The sequence below is a fragment of the Pseudomonas fluorescens genome, assembly GCF_000968015.1.
Classification (GTDB): Bacteria; Pseudomonadota; Gammaproteobacteria; order Pseudomonadales; family Pseudomonadaceae; genus Aquipseudomonas; species Aquipseudomonas fluorescens_W.
On sequence record NZ_LACH01000021.1, the window covers coordinates 4,777 to 18,284 of the forward strand.

The 13,508-nt window shown below is 58.0% G+C and carries 18 protein-coding genes; 8 read left to right on the forward strand and 10 right to left on the reverse strand.

Annotation, left to right across the window (positions count from 1 at the left end):
* Nucleotides 1-31: 31 nt before the first annotated feature.
* On the reverse strand, nt 32-1,096 hold the full coding sequence (locus VD17_RS12380; RefSeq protein WP_046054055.1) for an NAD(P)H-dependent flavin oxidoreductase: 1,065 nt from the start codon (nt 1,094-1,096) through the stop codon (nt 32-34).
* Nucleotides 1,097-1,285: 189 nt separating this feature from the next.
* On the opposite strand from VD17_RS12380, the gene acuI reads away from it, so the two are divergent.
* Together acuI and VD17_RS12390 are read left to right on the forward strand one after the other, a co-directional pair.
* Entirely contained in the window at nt 1,286-2,269 is a 984-nt protein-coding gene (gene acuI, locus VD17_RS12385) for an acrylyl-CoA reductase (NADPH) (protein ID WP_046054056.1), read from the forward strand.
* Nucleotides 2,270-2,321: 52 nt separating this feature from the next.
* Nucleotides 2,322-2,810 (forward strand): GyrI-like domain-containing protein, encoded by a 489-nt coding sequence (locus VD17_RS12390; protein ID WP_046054057.1) that lies wholly within the window; start codon nt 2,322-2,324, stop codon nt 2,808-2,810.
* On the opposite strand, the gene ada is transcribed toward VD17_RS12390, so the two are convergent.
* The 6 genes from ada to VD17_RS12415 all read right to left on the reverse strand — a co-directional run bounded on the left by ada (nt 2,774) and on the right by VD17_RS12415 (nt 6,446).
* Nucleotides 2,774-3,847: a bifunctional DNA-binding transcriptional regulator/O6-methylguanine-DNA methyltransferase Ada gene (gene ada, locus VD17_RS12395; protein ID WP_046054133.1), complete on the reverse strand. Its 1,074-nt coding sequence runs from the start codon at nt 3,845-3,847 to the stop codon at nt 2,774-2,776. The genes VD17_RS12390 and ada overlap by 37 nt on opposite strands.
* Nucleotides 3,848-3,933: 86 nt before the next feature.
* Complete coding sequence (gene alkB / locus VD17_RS12400; RefSeq protein WP_046054058.1) at nt 3,934-4,599, reverse strand: DNA oxidative demethylase AlkB; 666 nt, start codon at nt 4,597-4,599, stop codon at nt 3,934-3,936.
* Nucleotides 4,600-4,603: 4 nt separating this feature from the next.
* Nucleotides 4,604-5,308 carry a 2OG-Fe(II) oxygenase gene (locus VD17_RS12405; RefSeq protein ID WP_046054059.1) on the reverse strand — a complete coding sequence of 235 codons (705 nt, stop codon included), beginning with the start codon at nt 5,306-5,308 and terminating at the stop codon, nt 4,604-4,606.
* Nucleotides 5,305-5,811 (reverse strand): methylated-DNA--[protein]-cysteine S-methyltransferase, encoded by a 507-nt coding sequence (locus VD17_RS12410; RefSeq protein ID WP_046054060.1) that lies wholly within the window; start codon nt 5,809-5,811, stop codon nt 5,305-5,307. Before VD17_RS12410 ends, VD17_RS12405 begins: the two co-directional genes overlap by 4 nt.
* Nucleotides 5,812-5,937: 126 nt before the next feature.
* The gene (locus VD17_RS32175; RefSeq protein ID WP_156363902.1) at nt 5,938-6,114 is read right to left on the reverse strand and encodes a hypothetical protein; all 177 of its coding nucleotides are present in this window, start codon (nt 6,112-6,114) and stop codon (nt 5,938-5,940) included.
* 29 nt (nt 6,115-6,143) lie between these two features.
* The gene (locus VD17_RS12415; RefSeq protein ID WP_024164534.1) at nt 6,144-6,446 is read right to left on the reverse strand and encodes a DUF1883 domain-containing protein; all 303 of its coding nucleotides are present in this window, start codon (nt 6,444-6,446) and stop codon (nt 6,144-6,146) included.
* Between the two features lie 212 nt (nt 6,447-6,658).
* Here VD17_RS12415 and VD17_RS12420 point away from each other — a divergent pair, with 212 nt between their 5' ends.
* Nucleotides 6,659-7,015 (forward strand): hypothetical protein, encoded by a 357-nt coding sequence (locus VD17_RS12420; RefSeq protein WP_046054061.1) that lies wholly within the window; start codon nt 6,659-6,661, stop codon nt 7,013-7,015.
* A 72-nt stretch (nt 7,016-7,087) separates the two neighbouring features.
* On the forward strand, nt 7,088-7,318 hold the full coding sequence (locus tag VD17_RS12425; RefSeq protein WP_008155098.1) for a hypothetical protein: 231 nt from the start codon (nt 7,088-7,090) through the stop codon (nt 7,316-7,318).
* An 11-nt stretch (nt 7,319-7,329) separates the two neighbouring features.
* Here VD17_RS12425 and VD17_RS12430 read toward each other — a convergent pair whose 3' ends face one another.
* On the reverse strand, nt 7,330-7,611 hold the full coding sequence (locus VD17_RS12430) for a lipoprotein (RefSeq protein ID WP_046054134.1): 282 nt from the start codon (nt 7,609-7,611) through the stop codon (nt 7,330-7,332).
* A 138-nt stretch (nt 7,612-7,749) separates the two neighbouring features.
* The gene (locus VD17_RS12435) at nt 7,750-7,938 is read right to left on the reverse strand and encodes a hypothetical protein (protein ID WP_046054062.1); all 189 of its coding nucleotides are present in this window, start codon (nt 7,936-7,938) and stop codon (nt 7,750-7,752) included.
* Nucleotides 7,939-8,204: 266 nt separating this feature from the next.
* Here VD17_RS12435 and galU point away from each other — a divergent pair, with 266 nt between their 5' ends.
* Together galU and gorA are read left to right on the forward strand one after the other, a co-directional pair.
* Nucleotides 8,205-9,044: a UTP--glucose-1-phosphate uridylyltransferase GalU gene (gene galU, locus VD17_RS12440; protein WP_046054063.1), complete on the forward strand. Its 840-nt coding sequence runs from the start codon at nt 8,205-8,207 to the stop codon at nt 9,042-9,044.
* A 132-nt stretch (nt 9,045-9,176) separates the two neighbouring features.
* Nucleotides 9,177-10,535, forward strand: a complete 1,359-nt coding sequence (gene gorA / locus VD17_RS12445) for a glutathione-disulfide reductase (RefSeq protein WP_046054064.1) — start codon at nt 9,177-9,179, stop codon at nt 10,533-10,535.
* Here gorA and VD17_RS12450 read toward each other — a convergent pair.
* Nucleotides 10,532-11,551 (reverse strand): DNA-binding protein, encoded by a 1,020-nt coding sequence (locus VD17_RS12450; protein ID WP_046054065.1) that lies wholly within the window; start codon nt 11,549-11,551, stop codon nt 10,532-10,534. The two genes, gorA and VD17_RS12450, sit on opposite strands and share 4 nt — an antisense overlap.
* Before the next feature lie 178 nt (nt 11,552-11,729).
* On the opposite strand from VD17_RS12450, the gene VD17_RS12455 reads away from it, so the two are divergent.
* Nucleotides 11,730-12,674, forward strand: coding sequence for a site-specific integrase (locus tag VD17_RS12455; protein ID WP_046054066.1), 945 nt, complete (start codon nt 11,730-11,732; stop codon nt 12,672-12,674).
* Nucleotides 12,675-12,819: 145 nt separating this feature from the next.
* Nucleotides 12,820-13,383, forward strand: a complete 564-nt coding sequence (gene ahpC / locus VD17_RS12460; protein ID WP_007975937.1) for an alkyl hydroperoxide reductase subunit C — start codon at nt 12,820-12,822, stop codon at nt 13,381-13,383.
* The last annotated feature ends 125 nt before the right edge of the window (nt 13,384-13,508 follow it).

Here is a 13,508-nt window from a genome sequence, read left to right on the forward strand (position 1 = left end):
CAGGCTGCGCCAGCTGCTACACGGACGTGTCTTACCGACGAACCAACGTGGCCAATCCTTCCTCAGCCAGACGCCGGGTCAGTTCTGCTGTGGTCATTTCAACGCCCAGCGTGAATGCCTGACCCGCCCAGAGATTGCTGAAATCAGCTTCCCCCTTGGCACGCAACGGCATCAGCGCACCACCCGCCAGCGGGAACGCTGGTGCTTTGTCGCTCATCGGCCCGAGTTCGCGCATCACCCGATTGAGAATGCCGCGCGCCGGGCGTCCGGTGAAAATGTTAGTGACGGCCGTTTCACTTTCCTTGGCCGTGCGCAACGCCTTGTGATGAGACGCGCTGACTTTCGCCTCTGGCGTGAACAAGTACGCCGTGCCCACTTGCACCGCCGAAGCCCCTAACAGGAAAGCCGCCGCGACGCCTCGCGCATCGGCAATCCCGCCGGCAGCAATCACCGGCACTTTCACCGCATCGACGATCTGTGGCACCAGCGCAAAGAGGCCCACCTGGCTGCTCAGATCATCACTGAGAAACATGCCCCGATGGCCACCGGCCTCGTACCCCATGGCGATGATCGCGTCACAACCCTGCTGTTCGAGCCAGATGGCCTCTTCGACGGTGGTGGCTGAGGAAAGGATTTTCGCTCCAGTGGCTTTCACGCGATCCAGCAGGGACTTTTCCGGCAGACCGAAGTGGAAACTCACGACTTCGGGGCGAAACTCTTCGATCACTTCGCAAGCCGCACTATCGAACGGCGCTCGATTGGACACTGGCGTCGGCGTGTCGAAGTCCACGCCAAGTTCCCGGTAGTAGGGTTCCAGCAGAGTCTTCCAGTCTCGAGCGCGCTGCTCATCGGCGGCGGGAGTCTGATGGCAGAAGTAGTTGACGTTAATCGGGCGCTGAGTGTGTTGACGAATCGTTTTCAGCTCCTCGCGCAACTGATCGATGCTCAACATGGCTGCCGGCATCGAGCCCAGGCCGCCGGCATTACTGGCTGCGATAACCATGGCCGAAGTGGTCGCACCGGCCATGGGCGCCTGGATGATCGGCAGCTCAATGCCAAGCAGGTCAAGAATGCGGGTGTCTGGCCATTTGCTCATTTGAAGGATTCTCCGACGTCATAACAGGGCAGGGACGGTAGGACCGTTTTTGTATCAGCAATGACCGATGCAAGGCCAGTCGAGTTTTCATTCCGTGCGTCACTCTTGGCTTAAAGTCGAGTACGGTGAAATGTGGCTATGTGTTATTCCAACTGCACGACAACTGAGTGATTCCATCTGGAGGCAGCAATGTTCCAAGGCATTTTGATCGACAAAGACGACAGCGGTTACCGGGCCACACTGCAAGAGATCAATGACGATCAACTGCCCGAGGGCGATGTGACAGTGCGTGTGGCGTACAGCACGCTGAACTTCAAGGATGGCTTGGCGATCACCGGCAGCAGCCCGGTGGTGCGAAAATTCCCAATGGTGCCGGGGATCGATCTGGCAGGGACTGTCGAAGTCAGCGGGCATCCGGACTACAAGGTCGGTGATCAGGTTGTACTCAATGGCTGGGGAGTTGGCGAAGGGCATTGGGGCGGACTGGCGCAGAAGGCTCGCTTGAATGGCGACTGGTTGATTCCGCTACCCAAGGAGTTCACCGCGGCGCAAGCGATGGCCATCGGCACGGCGGGTTACACGGCGATGCTGAGCATCCTGGCGCTGGAACATAATGGTGTGACACCCGAGCAGGGCGACGTATTGGTCACCGGTGCCAATGGCGGTGTAGGCAGTTTCGCCATCGCACTGCTGAGCAAGCTCGGTTATCGGGTGGTCGCGTCCACCGGCCGCACCTCTGAACACGACTACCTCAAGCAACTAGGCGCCAGCGAAATCATCGACCGCGCCACGCTGTCCGAGCCGGGCAAACCCTTGGCCAAGGAGCGTTGGGCGGCGGTCATCGACTCGGTCGGCAGCCACACCCTGGCCAATGCCTGTGCCAGCACGAAGGCCAACGGCACTGTCGCCGCGTGTGGCCTTGCGCAAGGTATGGACTTCCCGGCTTCAGTCGCCCCGTTCATTTTGCGCGGCGTGACCCTGGCCGGGATCAACAGCGTGACTCAGCCAAAAGCCAAGCGGATACTGGCCTGGAATCGTCTGGCCAAGGATCTAGACTTTACCTTGTTGCCGCTGATCAGCCACGAAATCGGCTTGAGCGAAGTGATCGAGGCTGCACCGCGATTGCTCGCCGGTCAATTGCGTGGGCGGGTGGTGGTCGACGTCAATCGTTGACTGTTTCACCCTAAATCAAACAGACCAATTACAGAGACAAGGATTATCGACCATGGATGTAAAGCAGCGTGAAGTGCGGCCCTTTAGCGTCTCGGGGCTGCAAGTGCGCACCTGCAATGCCGCAGAGCAGCAACCAGGCACGGCGCGCATCGGCCCTATGTGGGAACAATTCTACGTTGAGGGAATCTTCGACAAGATCGCTCACAAGCAGCCGGATACCTTTGTGTATGGCGTCTATTCCAACTACGAGTCCGACGCTTCAGGCCACTTCGATGTGACTGCGGGGGTGGCGGTCACCGCGCCCTCCGAGGACTTTGCGCAGGTTCAGGTGGAGGGAGGCGAATACCTGGTGTTCAGCGCCAAAGGGGCGATGCCAGACAGCGTCATTCAGACGTGGGGCCTGATCTGGGCCTACTTTAAGGACAACCCGCAGGTTTGCCGCACGTTCGCCACAGACTTCGAGGTCTATACCAGCCCGGATTCAGTGTCGGTCTATATCGGCATTCAGGACTCGGACGGGTTTTCGCGCTCAAGCAACTGACGCTTGCGCTCCACGCCCCAGCGATAGCCTGAAAGGTTGCCGTCGCTGCGCACCACACGGTGGCACGGAATCGCCACCGCCAGGTTGTTCGCGCCGCAGGCTTGAGCCACGGCGCGCATCGCTTTTGGCGCGCCGATTCGTTGAGCGATATCGGCGTAGCTGGCGGTGCTGCCGACGGGAATCTCCCGCAGGGCTTGCCAGACCCGTTCTTGAAAAGCGGTGCCACGAACATCCAGCGGCAAGTCCAGGCCCAGGGCCGGCGCTTCGATAAAACCTACAACCTTGGCGATCAGTTGCTCGAAACTGTGATCGGCACCAATCAAATTCGCACGCCGAAACTTGTCTTGCAGATCGCAGACCAATTGGTGCGGATCATCGCCCAGCAGGATCGCGCAAACACCCCGTTCACTCTGCGCCACGAGGATCGCCCCCAGGGAACACTGACCGACGGCAAAACGAATGTCGTTGTTCTGACCGGCCGCACGGTAATCACCGGGTTTCATGCCCAATAACTGATCGGCGGCTTCATAAAAACGACTGTTGGAGTTGAAGCCGGCGTCATACAGCGCGTCGGTCACTAAGCCCCCGTCTGCGAGTCGCTCACGGACCCTGCGGGAGCGATGGGCCGCGGCGTAGCCCTTGGGCGTCAGACCGGTCACCGCTTTGAACACGCGATGGAAGTGAAAGCTACTCAGGCCCGCAGCAGAAGCCAACTCGCTTAGAACAGGCAGATTCTCCGCGGTTTCGATCTGGCGGCATGCGGCCGCGACGGTCGCGGCATGTTGCGCGGCGACGTCGCTTTGATCTTTCGCGGCGCGTTTGCTGGGGCGATAACCCGCGGCTTGCGCCTGCTCGGCCGTGTCGAAGAACTCGACGTTCTGCGGTTTAGGCAAGCGCGCCAGGCTGCTGGGGCGGCAGTAAATGCCGGTGGTTTTCACCGCATACACAAACTGTCCGTCTGCCCGGGGATCACGCGCGACCACGGCGGCCCAGCGCGGATCGTTCTCGGTGGCGATCTTTGTCGAATGGCTTGTCATGGCTTCATGTCCGTTGATCCGTTTCATGCAGATTAACCAGCCGACGGGGTCGCTGCACCCCGGGTCTTGCGGTCGAATTCGAAGGCTTACCCGGCGGTACGAAAAGTGAAGTTGATCCGTTGTTCGCCCAGTCGCGGGTGTTGGCCATCCTTGATCGGCAAGACCCCGTGATAACGCAAGCGATCCACACCACCCCAGACCACAATGTCGCCATGCAACAGCGGCACCCGTTGGCTTTTATCGCTGCGTTCGAAGCCGCCGAACAGGAACATCGCCGGCAATCCCAGGGACACTGAAACAATGGGCGCTGCGTAGGAAGTTTCGTCTTTGTCCTGGTGCAATGACATCTTGGCTCCGGGAACATAGCGGTTGATCAGGCAGGAATCAGGCACGAAATCCGCGAACCCTGCTTCCCGTGCCGCCGCTTGTGCCAGTTCAAAAAACACCTCGGGCATTTTCGGCCAGGGTTTTCCGCTCAGCGGATCATGGCGGGTATAGCGATAACCGCTGCGGTCGGTGGTCCAGCCCAGCGCGCCGCAACTGCTCAAGGCCACCGACATGGTAAAGCCCCCGGGCGTGATCATCTGCCGAAGCGGTGCCGCCGCCAGAACGGCCTCCAGTGCGGGCAGCAACTGATCCAGCCAGGGCAGGGCAAAGCCTCTGAGGACGCAGGACTGTTCGCCGATCCGATCGAGCCTGGGTTGCTGCTGGGGTTCGGCGTCGGCAAACAAGTCGAAGGTGATCGGGTTCATGGGGTCATAACGCGTCGTGAAAGATGATTCCAAGGGTATGCCGTTTTCCACTGTGCAGGCGACTCACGCCGTGGCGCAGGGTGACTCGGTAATAGCCACGAACGCCTTTGACCGGTCGTTGGTTGACGGCAAAGATCAGCGCGTCACCTTTCTTCAGGCCAATGACCTGGGGACGCGACTGCATTCGAGGGCGCTGTTCCGTCAGCACGAACTCGCCACCGGTGAAATCGTCGTCGGGCTCTGACAGCAGAATCGCCACTTGCAGCGGGAAGACGTGTTCGCCGTACAGGTCCTGATGCAAGCAGTTGTAGTCCTGCGGTCCATATTGCAGCAACAACGGCGTCGGGCGTTCCTGACCGGCGGCATGGCAGCGTTCGAGGAACGCTTCATGGGTTTCCGGGAAACGGGTCGGCAGGTCCATGTGCTCGTACCAGCGATTGGCTATTGGCACCAGTCTCGGGTAAAGCGCACTGCGCAAACGGGCGACGATATCCGGCAACGGGTACCGGAAGTATTTGTACTCGCCACGGCCAAAGCCGTGACGAGCCATGATCACTTGCGAGCGAAATGGTTCGGCATTGGCATACAGAGCGCTGATGTCATCGCACGTCTCGTGGCTTAACAGCGACCGGATGATCGCGCAGCCATCCTGATCGAGTTGCTGTTCCAGCGCTTCCCAGTCCAGTCCGTCGAGAGAACGCTCGCTCATCGCTGCGCCTCACGTTCCAGCAGTTGCCGTTTGCGCTCCAGCCCCCAGCGGTAGCCGCCGAGGCTGCCATCCTGACGCAGCACCCGATGGCACGGCACGATAACCGCCAGCGGGTTTGCTCCGCAGGCATTGGCCACCGCCCGAAAAGCCGTGGGTTGACCCAGTTGTCGCGCGATATCCAGATAGCTGGCGGTTTCACCCACCGGTATTTGCCGCAGGGCCTCCCAGACTCGCCGTTGAAAGACGCTGCCTGTCAGATCCAGCGGCAAATCCAGGGTGGTGCGCGGGTCTTCGAGGTGGCGCAGGGTTTGCTCCAGCGCAGGCATCAAGCCTTCATCGCGCTGCGGTGCTTGTTGGCCGGGGAAGCGTTGCGAAAGATCGCGTTCCAGCATTGCCAGATCATCACCGATCAACAGCGCACACAAACCCTCGGCGCTGAACGCGAGCAGCAAGACGCCAAGGCTGGAAGTGCCGCTGATGAAGCGAATCGAGGAAGTAAGCATGTTCTGACTCCTTAACCAAAGGTTGAGGTGGCCAGTCTAGGGAGCGGGAATGGAGGGAACACTCCGGCGCTTGCGGTTGAATTACAGAGGCAGGAGCAGACGTCCATGTTGTCGCTCCGGATCCCGTTACAACGCCTTGCTGACGCTTATTTCGCTGATGACGTCTTCGCTCGAGCCATGAAGAGCATCCAGCGCGGCCTTGGCTTCTTCTTCGGTGCCGTTTTCAAGCTGGGCAAATTCGAAGCGACGCTCACCATTGAGTTTGTATTTGATGACGTACTTGGTCGTTTGGGCCACGGTCATACCTGCTTGTCTTGGTGTTTGGGTGTCACTCAGCTCAGTTTCGTGCTGGAGCGGCGGATGATCTTGATGGTGTGAGTCAGGGTCGGTTTGCGAGTCACGCTGATCGGCCGACGGTTGACCGTGTCGATGGTGATGTTCCAGAAACCGGTGCTTGGCGCAGTAATCCGGGCCGGGAAGGTGTCGAATGCACCACCGTGGTAAGTGTGGCGGCCGCCATTCTTGAAGCTGCGGAAATTAGCGTCGTTCATCAAGCGGATATTGCATGTTTGGGAGCATTGGATGACGACGATGTCGTCTTCGTTGAGGTGCTCGCGCTGGTGGATAAATTTCATGAGGCGCCTCCAGAAGGGCTTTTTCTACAAAATCAAAACGATAGCATGTGCGATTGGCGCAGTTTATCAGCCCGAACGGGTTATTATCCGGTCGTCGAGGTCTGCTTTGACAATTAAAACCAGTTATACGGAATTCTATGTGCGATAAACGCAGCAAGCCTCGGAGAAAAACAGCATTTGTACTGTCGGAGTGTCTTTATCGGAGGTGTTGTATGAAGTGGGGTGTACTGGTCCTGCCTATGGCGATAGCGATGAGTGGTTGTGCGAGTGTCTCGGAGATCAGTGAGACGCTGCCCACCATGAGCGTGATTTCAGGAAAGAAACCTCATGAATACGCGCAATGCCTGACCGAAAAACTGGCCAGCAGCCGGGGCGCCCTGCAAGTCGAGCCGCACAAGGACGGAATGCGAGTCATCGTGCCGCAGAAGTTCTCCTCGGGCCCGGCCGCGGTATTTGATATCGAAGACCGCTCCACTGGCAGCAGCATCAAGCTGCATGAGCGCATTTCCAATGTGCCGTTGCGCCCCATGGATGTACGCAATGCCGCTACTGCGTGCATTTCTGGCTGATAGACTGTCGCCCGTCAGCACCGATGCCGCCAAAGCAGCGCTTTGGCGGCATTGTCATTTCTGGAGTCGAGCATGAAGCGAGAGCAGGTACGGGAGCGCCATGCAGAGGGTCACATCTCTGCCACCCACGTGATTCAGAACCCGGCGAATCCGGGAGAATGGATCGTGTTTTTCAAGAAAAGCGCCGGGCGCAGTTATTTTCTGGTGGATGAAAACGACGAAGTCGAATCCTTCAGCAGCCTCGATGAATTGATCGAGACGGTGCGCGGTCTCGGGATCAAGTTCGCCGAAATTCACATGTAGGGCAGTGCGCCTTACTTGCAGACCACCACGACGCTGCGGTTCTTGTAGTTGCCGACGTCGACACCCAGCGTCTTCTCGCTTTCCTTGGTCGAAGGTGTTCCGTCGGTACCGACGATCCGATAGCCGGTGCCGGCGCAAGAGGCATCGGCTTTTTCGTAGCAGGTCGCCCAGGAATTGGCTTCCCCGGAACAGTCGATCGCCAGGCCTTGCTCGCCGTTGTTCAGGTAGGTCGTTTCCGAAGTGGCGCAGCCGCTCAGGGCCAGTACCGCGATCAGGGGCAGAAATTTATTCATGTCGTTGTCGTCGTCAGGATGAAGGGGCTGAGGCTGTGACAGCGCTGGCATCAAAAGGTTATAGCGAATGGCCACTTGTTTGCAGGCAATCACAAAAAAGCCCTGCGCGAGCAGGGCTTGGGTCGAGTCGGGTGCTTCTCAGGGCTTGTCCTTGCCGCGACGCTTCGGGGCTGGGTGTTCGAGCTCCAATACGGAGGCCACTTCAATCGCCAACGCCTCGGTCGGGAAAGGCCCGGCAATATTCTCGCCGCTGGCACTGTCTACCCACCACTGGCCGTCTTTCGCCTGATTGATCAGGAACCCGTTGACACTTTTTGCTACCGACATCTATCTGCCTCGTTGGCTGGTTCAATCGCGCAATGATAGCGCCAAATGCGCTCAACCGGTGCTGATGGTGTAGGGTTGTGCGATTCGCGGCCGTGCAGATCTGATGGTCTGTGCTATCTATAAAGGCTGCGGAGCTATCTCGGGAACTATCCGCGAGAATATTTCTCTATGATGGCATTGGTTGGCCAGTGCGGGGCATTGTAAGGTGCACGCCGCCTGATTAGACTGCGCCGAAACTCGTACACACAGCCCTATCAAGGACTTTTATGATCAAGAAATGCTTGTTCCCAGCAGCCGGTTACGGTACTCGCTTCCTGCCAGCGACTAAAGCCATGCCCAAAGAAATGCTGCCGGTGGTAAACAAGCCACTGATCCAGTACGGCGTCGAAGAAGCACTGGACGCTGGGTTGACCGAAATTTCCATCGTTACCGGTCGTGGCAAACGCGCTCTGGAAGACCACTTCGACATCAGCTACGAGCTGGAAAACCAGATCAAGGGCACCGACAAGGAAAAATACCTGGTCGGCATCCGTAAACTGTTGGACGAGTGCTCGTTCTCCTACACTCGCCAGACCGAAATGAAAGGCCTGGGCCACGCCATTCTGACTGGCCGCCCGCTGATCGGCGACGAACCGTTCGCGGTCGTGCTGGCGGACGACTTGTGCGTCAACCTCGAAGGCGATGGTGTCCTGACCCAGATGGTCAAGCTGTACGAGCAGTATCGCTGCACCATCGTTGCGATCCAGGAAGTGGATCCTATGGAAACCAACAAGTACGGTGTGATCTCGGGTGAGCTGATCGCTGATGATTTGTACCGTGTTCGCAACATGGTCGAAAAACCAGCCCCGGAAGACGCACCGTCGAACCTGGCGATCATCGGTCGTTACATCCTGACGCCGGATATTTTCGAGCTGATCAAGCAAACCGAGCCAGGCAAAGGCGGCGAGATTCAAATCACCGACGCCCTGATGAAGCAGGCGAAAAACGGTTGCGTAATTGCCTACAAGTTCAAGGGCAAGCGTTTTGACTGCGGTGGCGCTGAAGGCTACATCGAGGCCACTAACTTCTGCTTCGAGAACTTCTACAAGACTGGCAAGGCCTACTAATAGGCTCTGACCCGCTTGAATTGAAAAGCCACCTTCGGGTGGCTTTTTCATTTTCCGTCCCCATATCGTTTGCAGCGCTTGCCCAACGGATGTCTGCGGGTATGCTTGTGGACTGCCGAGGAGATTGAAAAAATGGCCTACGATTTTGACCTTTATGTGATTGGCGCCGGTTCCGGCGGTGTGCGGGCTGCGCGTTTTGCTGCCGGTTTTGGCGCGAAAGTGGCTGTAGCCGAGAGCCGCTACCTGGGTGGCACTTGTGTGAACGTCGGCTGTGTGCCGAAGAAGCTGCTGGTCTACGGCGCGCACTTCGCCGAAGACTTCGAGCAGTCTTCGGGTTTTGGCTGGACGCCAGGCGAAGCGAAATTCGATTGGGCGACGCTTATCGCCAACAAGGATCGCGAGATCAATCGCCTGAACGGCATCTATCGCAACCTGCTGGTTAATAGCGGCGTGACCTTGCATGAAGGCCACGCCAAAATCGTTGATCCGCACCAGGTCGAGATCAATGGCGAGCGCTACACCGCCAAAAACATCCTGATTGCTACCGGTGGATGGCCACAGATTCCGGAAATTCCGGGGCATGAGCATGCAATCAGTTCCAACCAGGCATTCTTCCTCAAAGAGCTGCCCAAGCGCGTTCTGGTGGTAGGCGGTGGTTACATCGCCGTCGAATTCGCCGGGATCTTCCACGGTCTGGGCGCCGACACCACGTTGCTTTATCGCGGTGAGCTGTTCCTGCGCGGCTTCGACGGTGCAGTGCGCAAACACCTGCAGGAAGAACTGACCAAGCGCGGCATGAACCTGCAATTCAACGCCGACATCGAACGTATCGACAAGCAGTCCGATGGCAGTCTGAAGGTAACCCTCAAGGATGGCCGTGAGCTGGAGGCGGACTGTGTGTTCTACGCCGCCGGTCGACGTCCGATGCTCGACAATCTTGGGCTGGAAAACACCGGCGTCAAACTCGACAAGAAAGGTTTCGTCGAGGTCGACGAGCAGTATCAGACGGCTGAGCCGTCGATTCTGGCGCTTGGCGATGTGATCGGTCGGGTTCAGCTGACGCCGGTCGCACTGGCCGAAGGCATGGCCGTTGCGCGTCGCTTGTTCAAGCCTGAGCAGTATCGCCCGGTCGATTACAAGATGATCCCGACCGCGGTGTTCAGCTTGCCGAACATCGGCACGGTCGGTTTCACCGAGGAAGAGGCCCGCGAGGCTGGTCACGATGTGGTGATCTTCGAAAGCCGCTTCCGTCCAATGAAACTGACCCTGACCGAATGCCAGGAACGCACCCTGATGAAACTGGTGGTGGACGCCAAGACCGACAAGGTTCTGGGCTGTCACATGGTCGGTCCGGATGCTGGGGAAATTGTGCAGGGCTTGGCGATCGCTTTGAAAGCTGGCGCCACCAAGCGCGATTTCGATGAAACCATCGGCGTGCACCCGACTGCTGCCGAAGAGTTCGTCACCATGCGCACGCCAGTCGCGGGTTAATCGTCCTTTTGGGGCTCTGATGCGTCTGGCGCTGTCGCAATGACGGCCGCCAGGCGCACGCTCTCATCGAGACTCGCCTGAGTCTTGAGCAACTCAATTTCCAGCGTTTTGTTGATCTGCGACTGCTCGTCGACGCTCTGTTTCAGCGACTGGCTTTCCAGTAGGGCAGCGCGCAAGCGTTCCTGGAGGAGGGTGCGTTCGCTGTCGATGCGGTTCACCTGTTCCAGCAACTGATCCTGTCGAACGTTGGTTTGCTTGAGTTGATCCTGCAGCAGGCTCAACTCTCTCAGGGTGCCACGGTTCTCCGTCAATAAGCGCTCGTTGTCGCGGTGTAGTTGTGTGATCTCATCCTGGCGCACCAGTGCGCTCTGCTGGGCCTGACGCAACTCCATCTGAATCTGCTGCACCTGGCTTTCGTGGCGGCGTTGTTCCTGCTCGCGCTGTTCTTTTACGGCGTTGCGATAATGTTCCAGGGCGTCGCGAGCGTGCAGGTGCTTTTCTTCCAGTGAGCGGATCTGCTCATCCTTGTCTTGCAAGCGTAATTCGAAATCGGCCAGCGCCTGGTTCAGACCGGCGTTGCGGGTTTGTTCGGTCTGCAGCATGGCGCGGGTTTCTAGCAGGGCCTCGGACTCTTGGGTCAGTGCCAGGCTTTGAATCTCGTATTGTTGATGCAATTCGCCATTGGTTTGTCGAGCTTCCGTCAGCTGTATTAGCAGCTCTTTTCGCTGCTGATCGAACTGCGCGCGTGCCTGATCAATGGGCTCTTGTGCCTGTTCCTTGAGGCGTTGCGCCAGGCGTGAGACCAAGCCTGCCAGCTCATCATCAATGGGCTCGGAAGGCGTTTCGACGCGCTCGCTGCCGTCATCCAGTTCCTTCAAATAGCGGTGGATAGTGGTTTTTGAGCCGGTATTGCCCATCTCGATCCGTACCGCGTCGATGCTGGGGTTTTCGCCGCGAGCCAAAATTGCCAAGCGTGCTGCCTGGACCACTGCTTTATTAACGCCGCCACGAGCCATGAGTTCTCCTACGATTTCGTACTGTGGTACATGCCACTTAAGTACACAATGTACCACGCTAATGTAAAACTTAAAATACGCTTGGTATTCACGCGGGATATACTGGTATTACCCCGTATGATCAGCCCTGTGGCGCGTTTTCACCCGCCAAAGCGGTACGTTTTAGAGAGTTGAGCCGATGACTGAGCTGGATCGTTACCTGCAAGCCGCCACCCGCGACAACACCCGTCGCAGCTATCGGGCGGCTATCGAGCATTTCGAAGTCAGTTGGGGCGGCTTTCTGCCGGCGACCAGCGACAGCGTCGCGCGCTACCTCGTCGCTCACGCAGGCGTGCTGTCGATCAATACCTTGAAGTTGCGTTTGTCAGCTCTGGCGCAATGGCACAACAGTCAGGGTTTTCCTGACCCCACCAAGGCTCCGGTGGTGCGCAAGGTCTTCAAGGGCATTCGCGCGCTGCACCCGGCTCAAGAAAAACAGGCCGAGCCATTACAGCTTCAGCATCTGGAACAAGTGGTTGCCTGGTTGGAGCAAGAAGCGCAAATCGCAAAATCTGAGCACGATCAACCGGCCCTTTTGCGGGCCAGACGCGACAGGGCGCTGATTCTGTTGGGCTTCTGGCGCGGCTTTCGGAGCGATGAGTTGTGCCGGTTACAGATCAAGCACGTGCAAGCGGCTGCCGGCTCAGGCATCACGCTCTATTTGCCGCGATCCAAGAGCGACCGCGAAAACCTCGGCAAGACCTATCAGACGCCTGCGTTGCAGCGTCTGTGCCCGGTGCAGGCGTACATCGACTGGATCACCGAAGCCGCGTTGGTTCGCGGCCCCGTGTTTCGTGGTATCGACCGTTGGGGTCACCTGAGCGAGGAGGGGTTGCACGCCAACAGCGTGATCCCGTTACTGCGCCAGGCGCTGGAGCGTGCTGGCATCCCGGCCGAGCACTACACCAGTCACTCCTTGCGGCGCGGCTTTGCCACTTGGGCTCATCAGAGCGGGTGGGACTTGAAGTCGTTGATGAGTTACGTGGGCTGGAAGGATATGAAGTCCGCCATGCGTTATGTTGAAGCCAGCCCGTTTCTCGGGATGACACCGCTCGCGGAAAAAACCATTGGCGCTGCTAAGTAAGTTTTCTTCTATTAATACGTCCGGCTAATAGCGAAAACCAATGAGCAGCATGAGCTTTGCCAATGAGCCATCCGGCAATCGAGTCGGTAGGATTCACTCCATCAACTTCTCAACCACACTTTTCAACCCTGACGGAGAGTCATCGATGCCTATCATCAACAGCCAAGTTAAACCGTTCAAAGCTGACGCCTTCAAAAATGGCGACTTCGTAAAAGTGTCGGACGCTGACCTGAAAGGCAAGTGGTCTGTCGTGTTCTTCTACCCAGCCGACTTCACCTTCGTTTGCCCGACCGAACTGGAAGACCTGGCTGACAACTACGACGCGTTCCAGAAGCTGGGCGTCGAGATCTACAGCGTTTCCACCGATACTCACTTTGCCCACGCTGCCTGGCACAACACTTCGCCAGCCATCGGCAAAATCCAGTACACCATGATCGGCGACCCGACCCATGCCATCTCCCGCAACTTCGATGTCCTGATCGAAGAAGCAGGTCTGGCTGACCGTGGCACCTTCGTGATCAACCCTGAAGGCCAGATCAAAATCGTCGAACTGAACGACGGCGGTGTGGGTCGTGACGCTTCCGAGCTGCTGCGCAAAATCAAGGCTGCCCAGTACGTCGCTGCTCACCCAGGCCAGGTTTGCCCAGCCAAGTGGAAAGAAGGCGAGGCCACTCTGGCTCCGTCCCTGGACCTGGTCGGCAAGATCTAAGTCTGTGGATCGCATCATCAGGGCGGGTTTCCGCACCTAAGTAAGCTGCAACCGCCCTCAAAAACGCCCGGGCGAGATTCGCTCGGGCGTTTTTTTATGTCTGCTTTTTATGAAATACCAGAAAG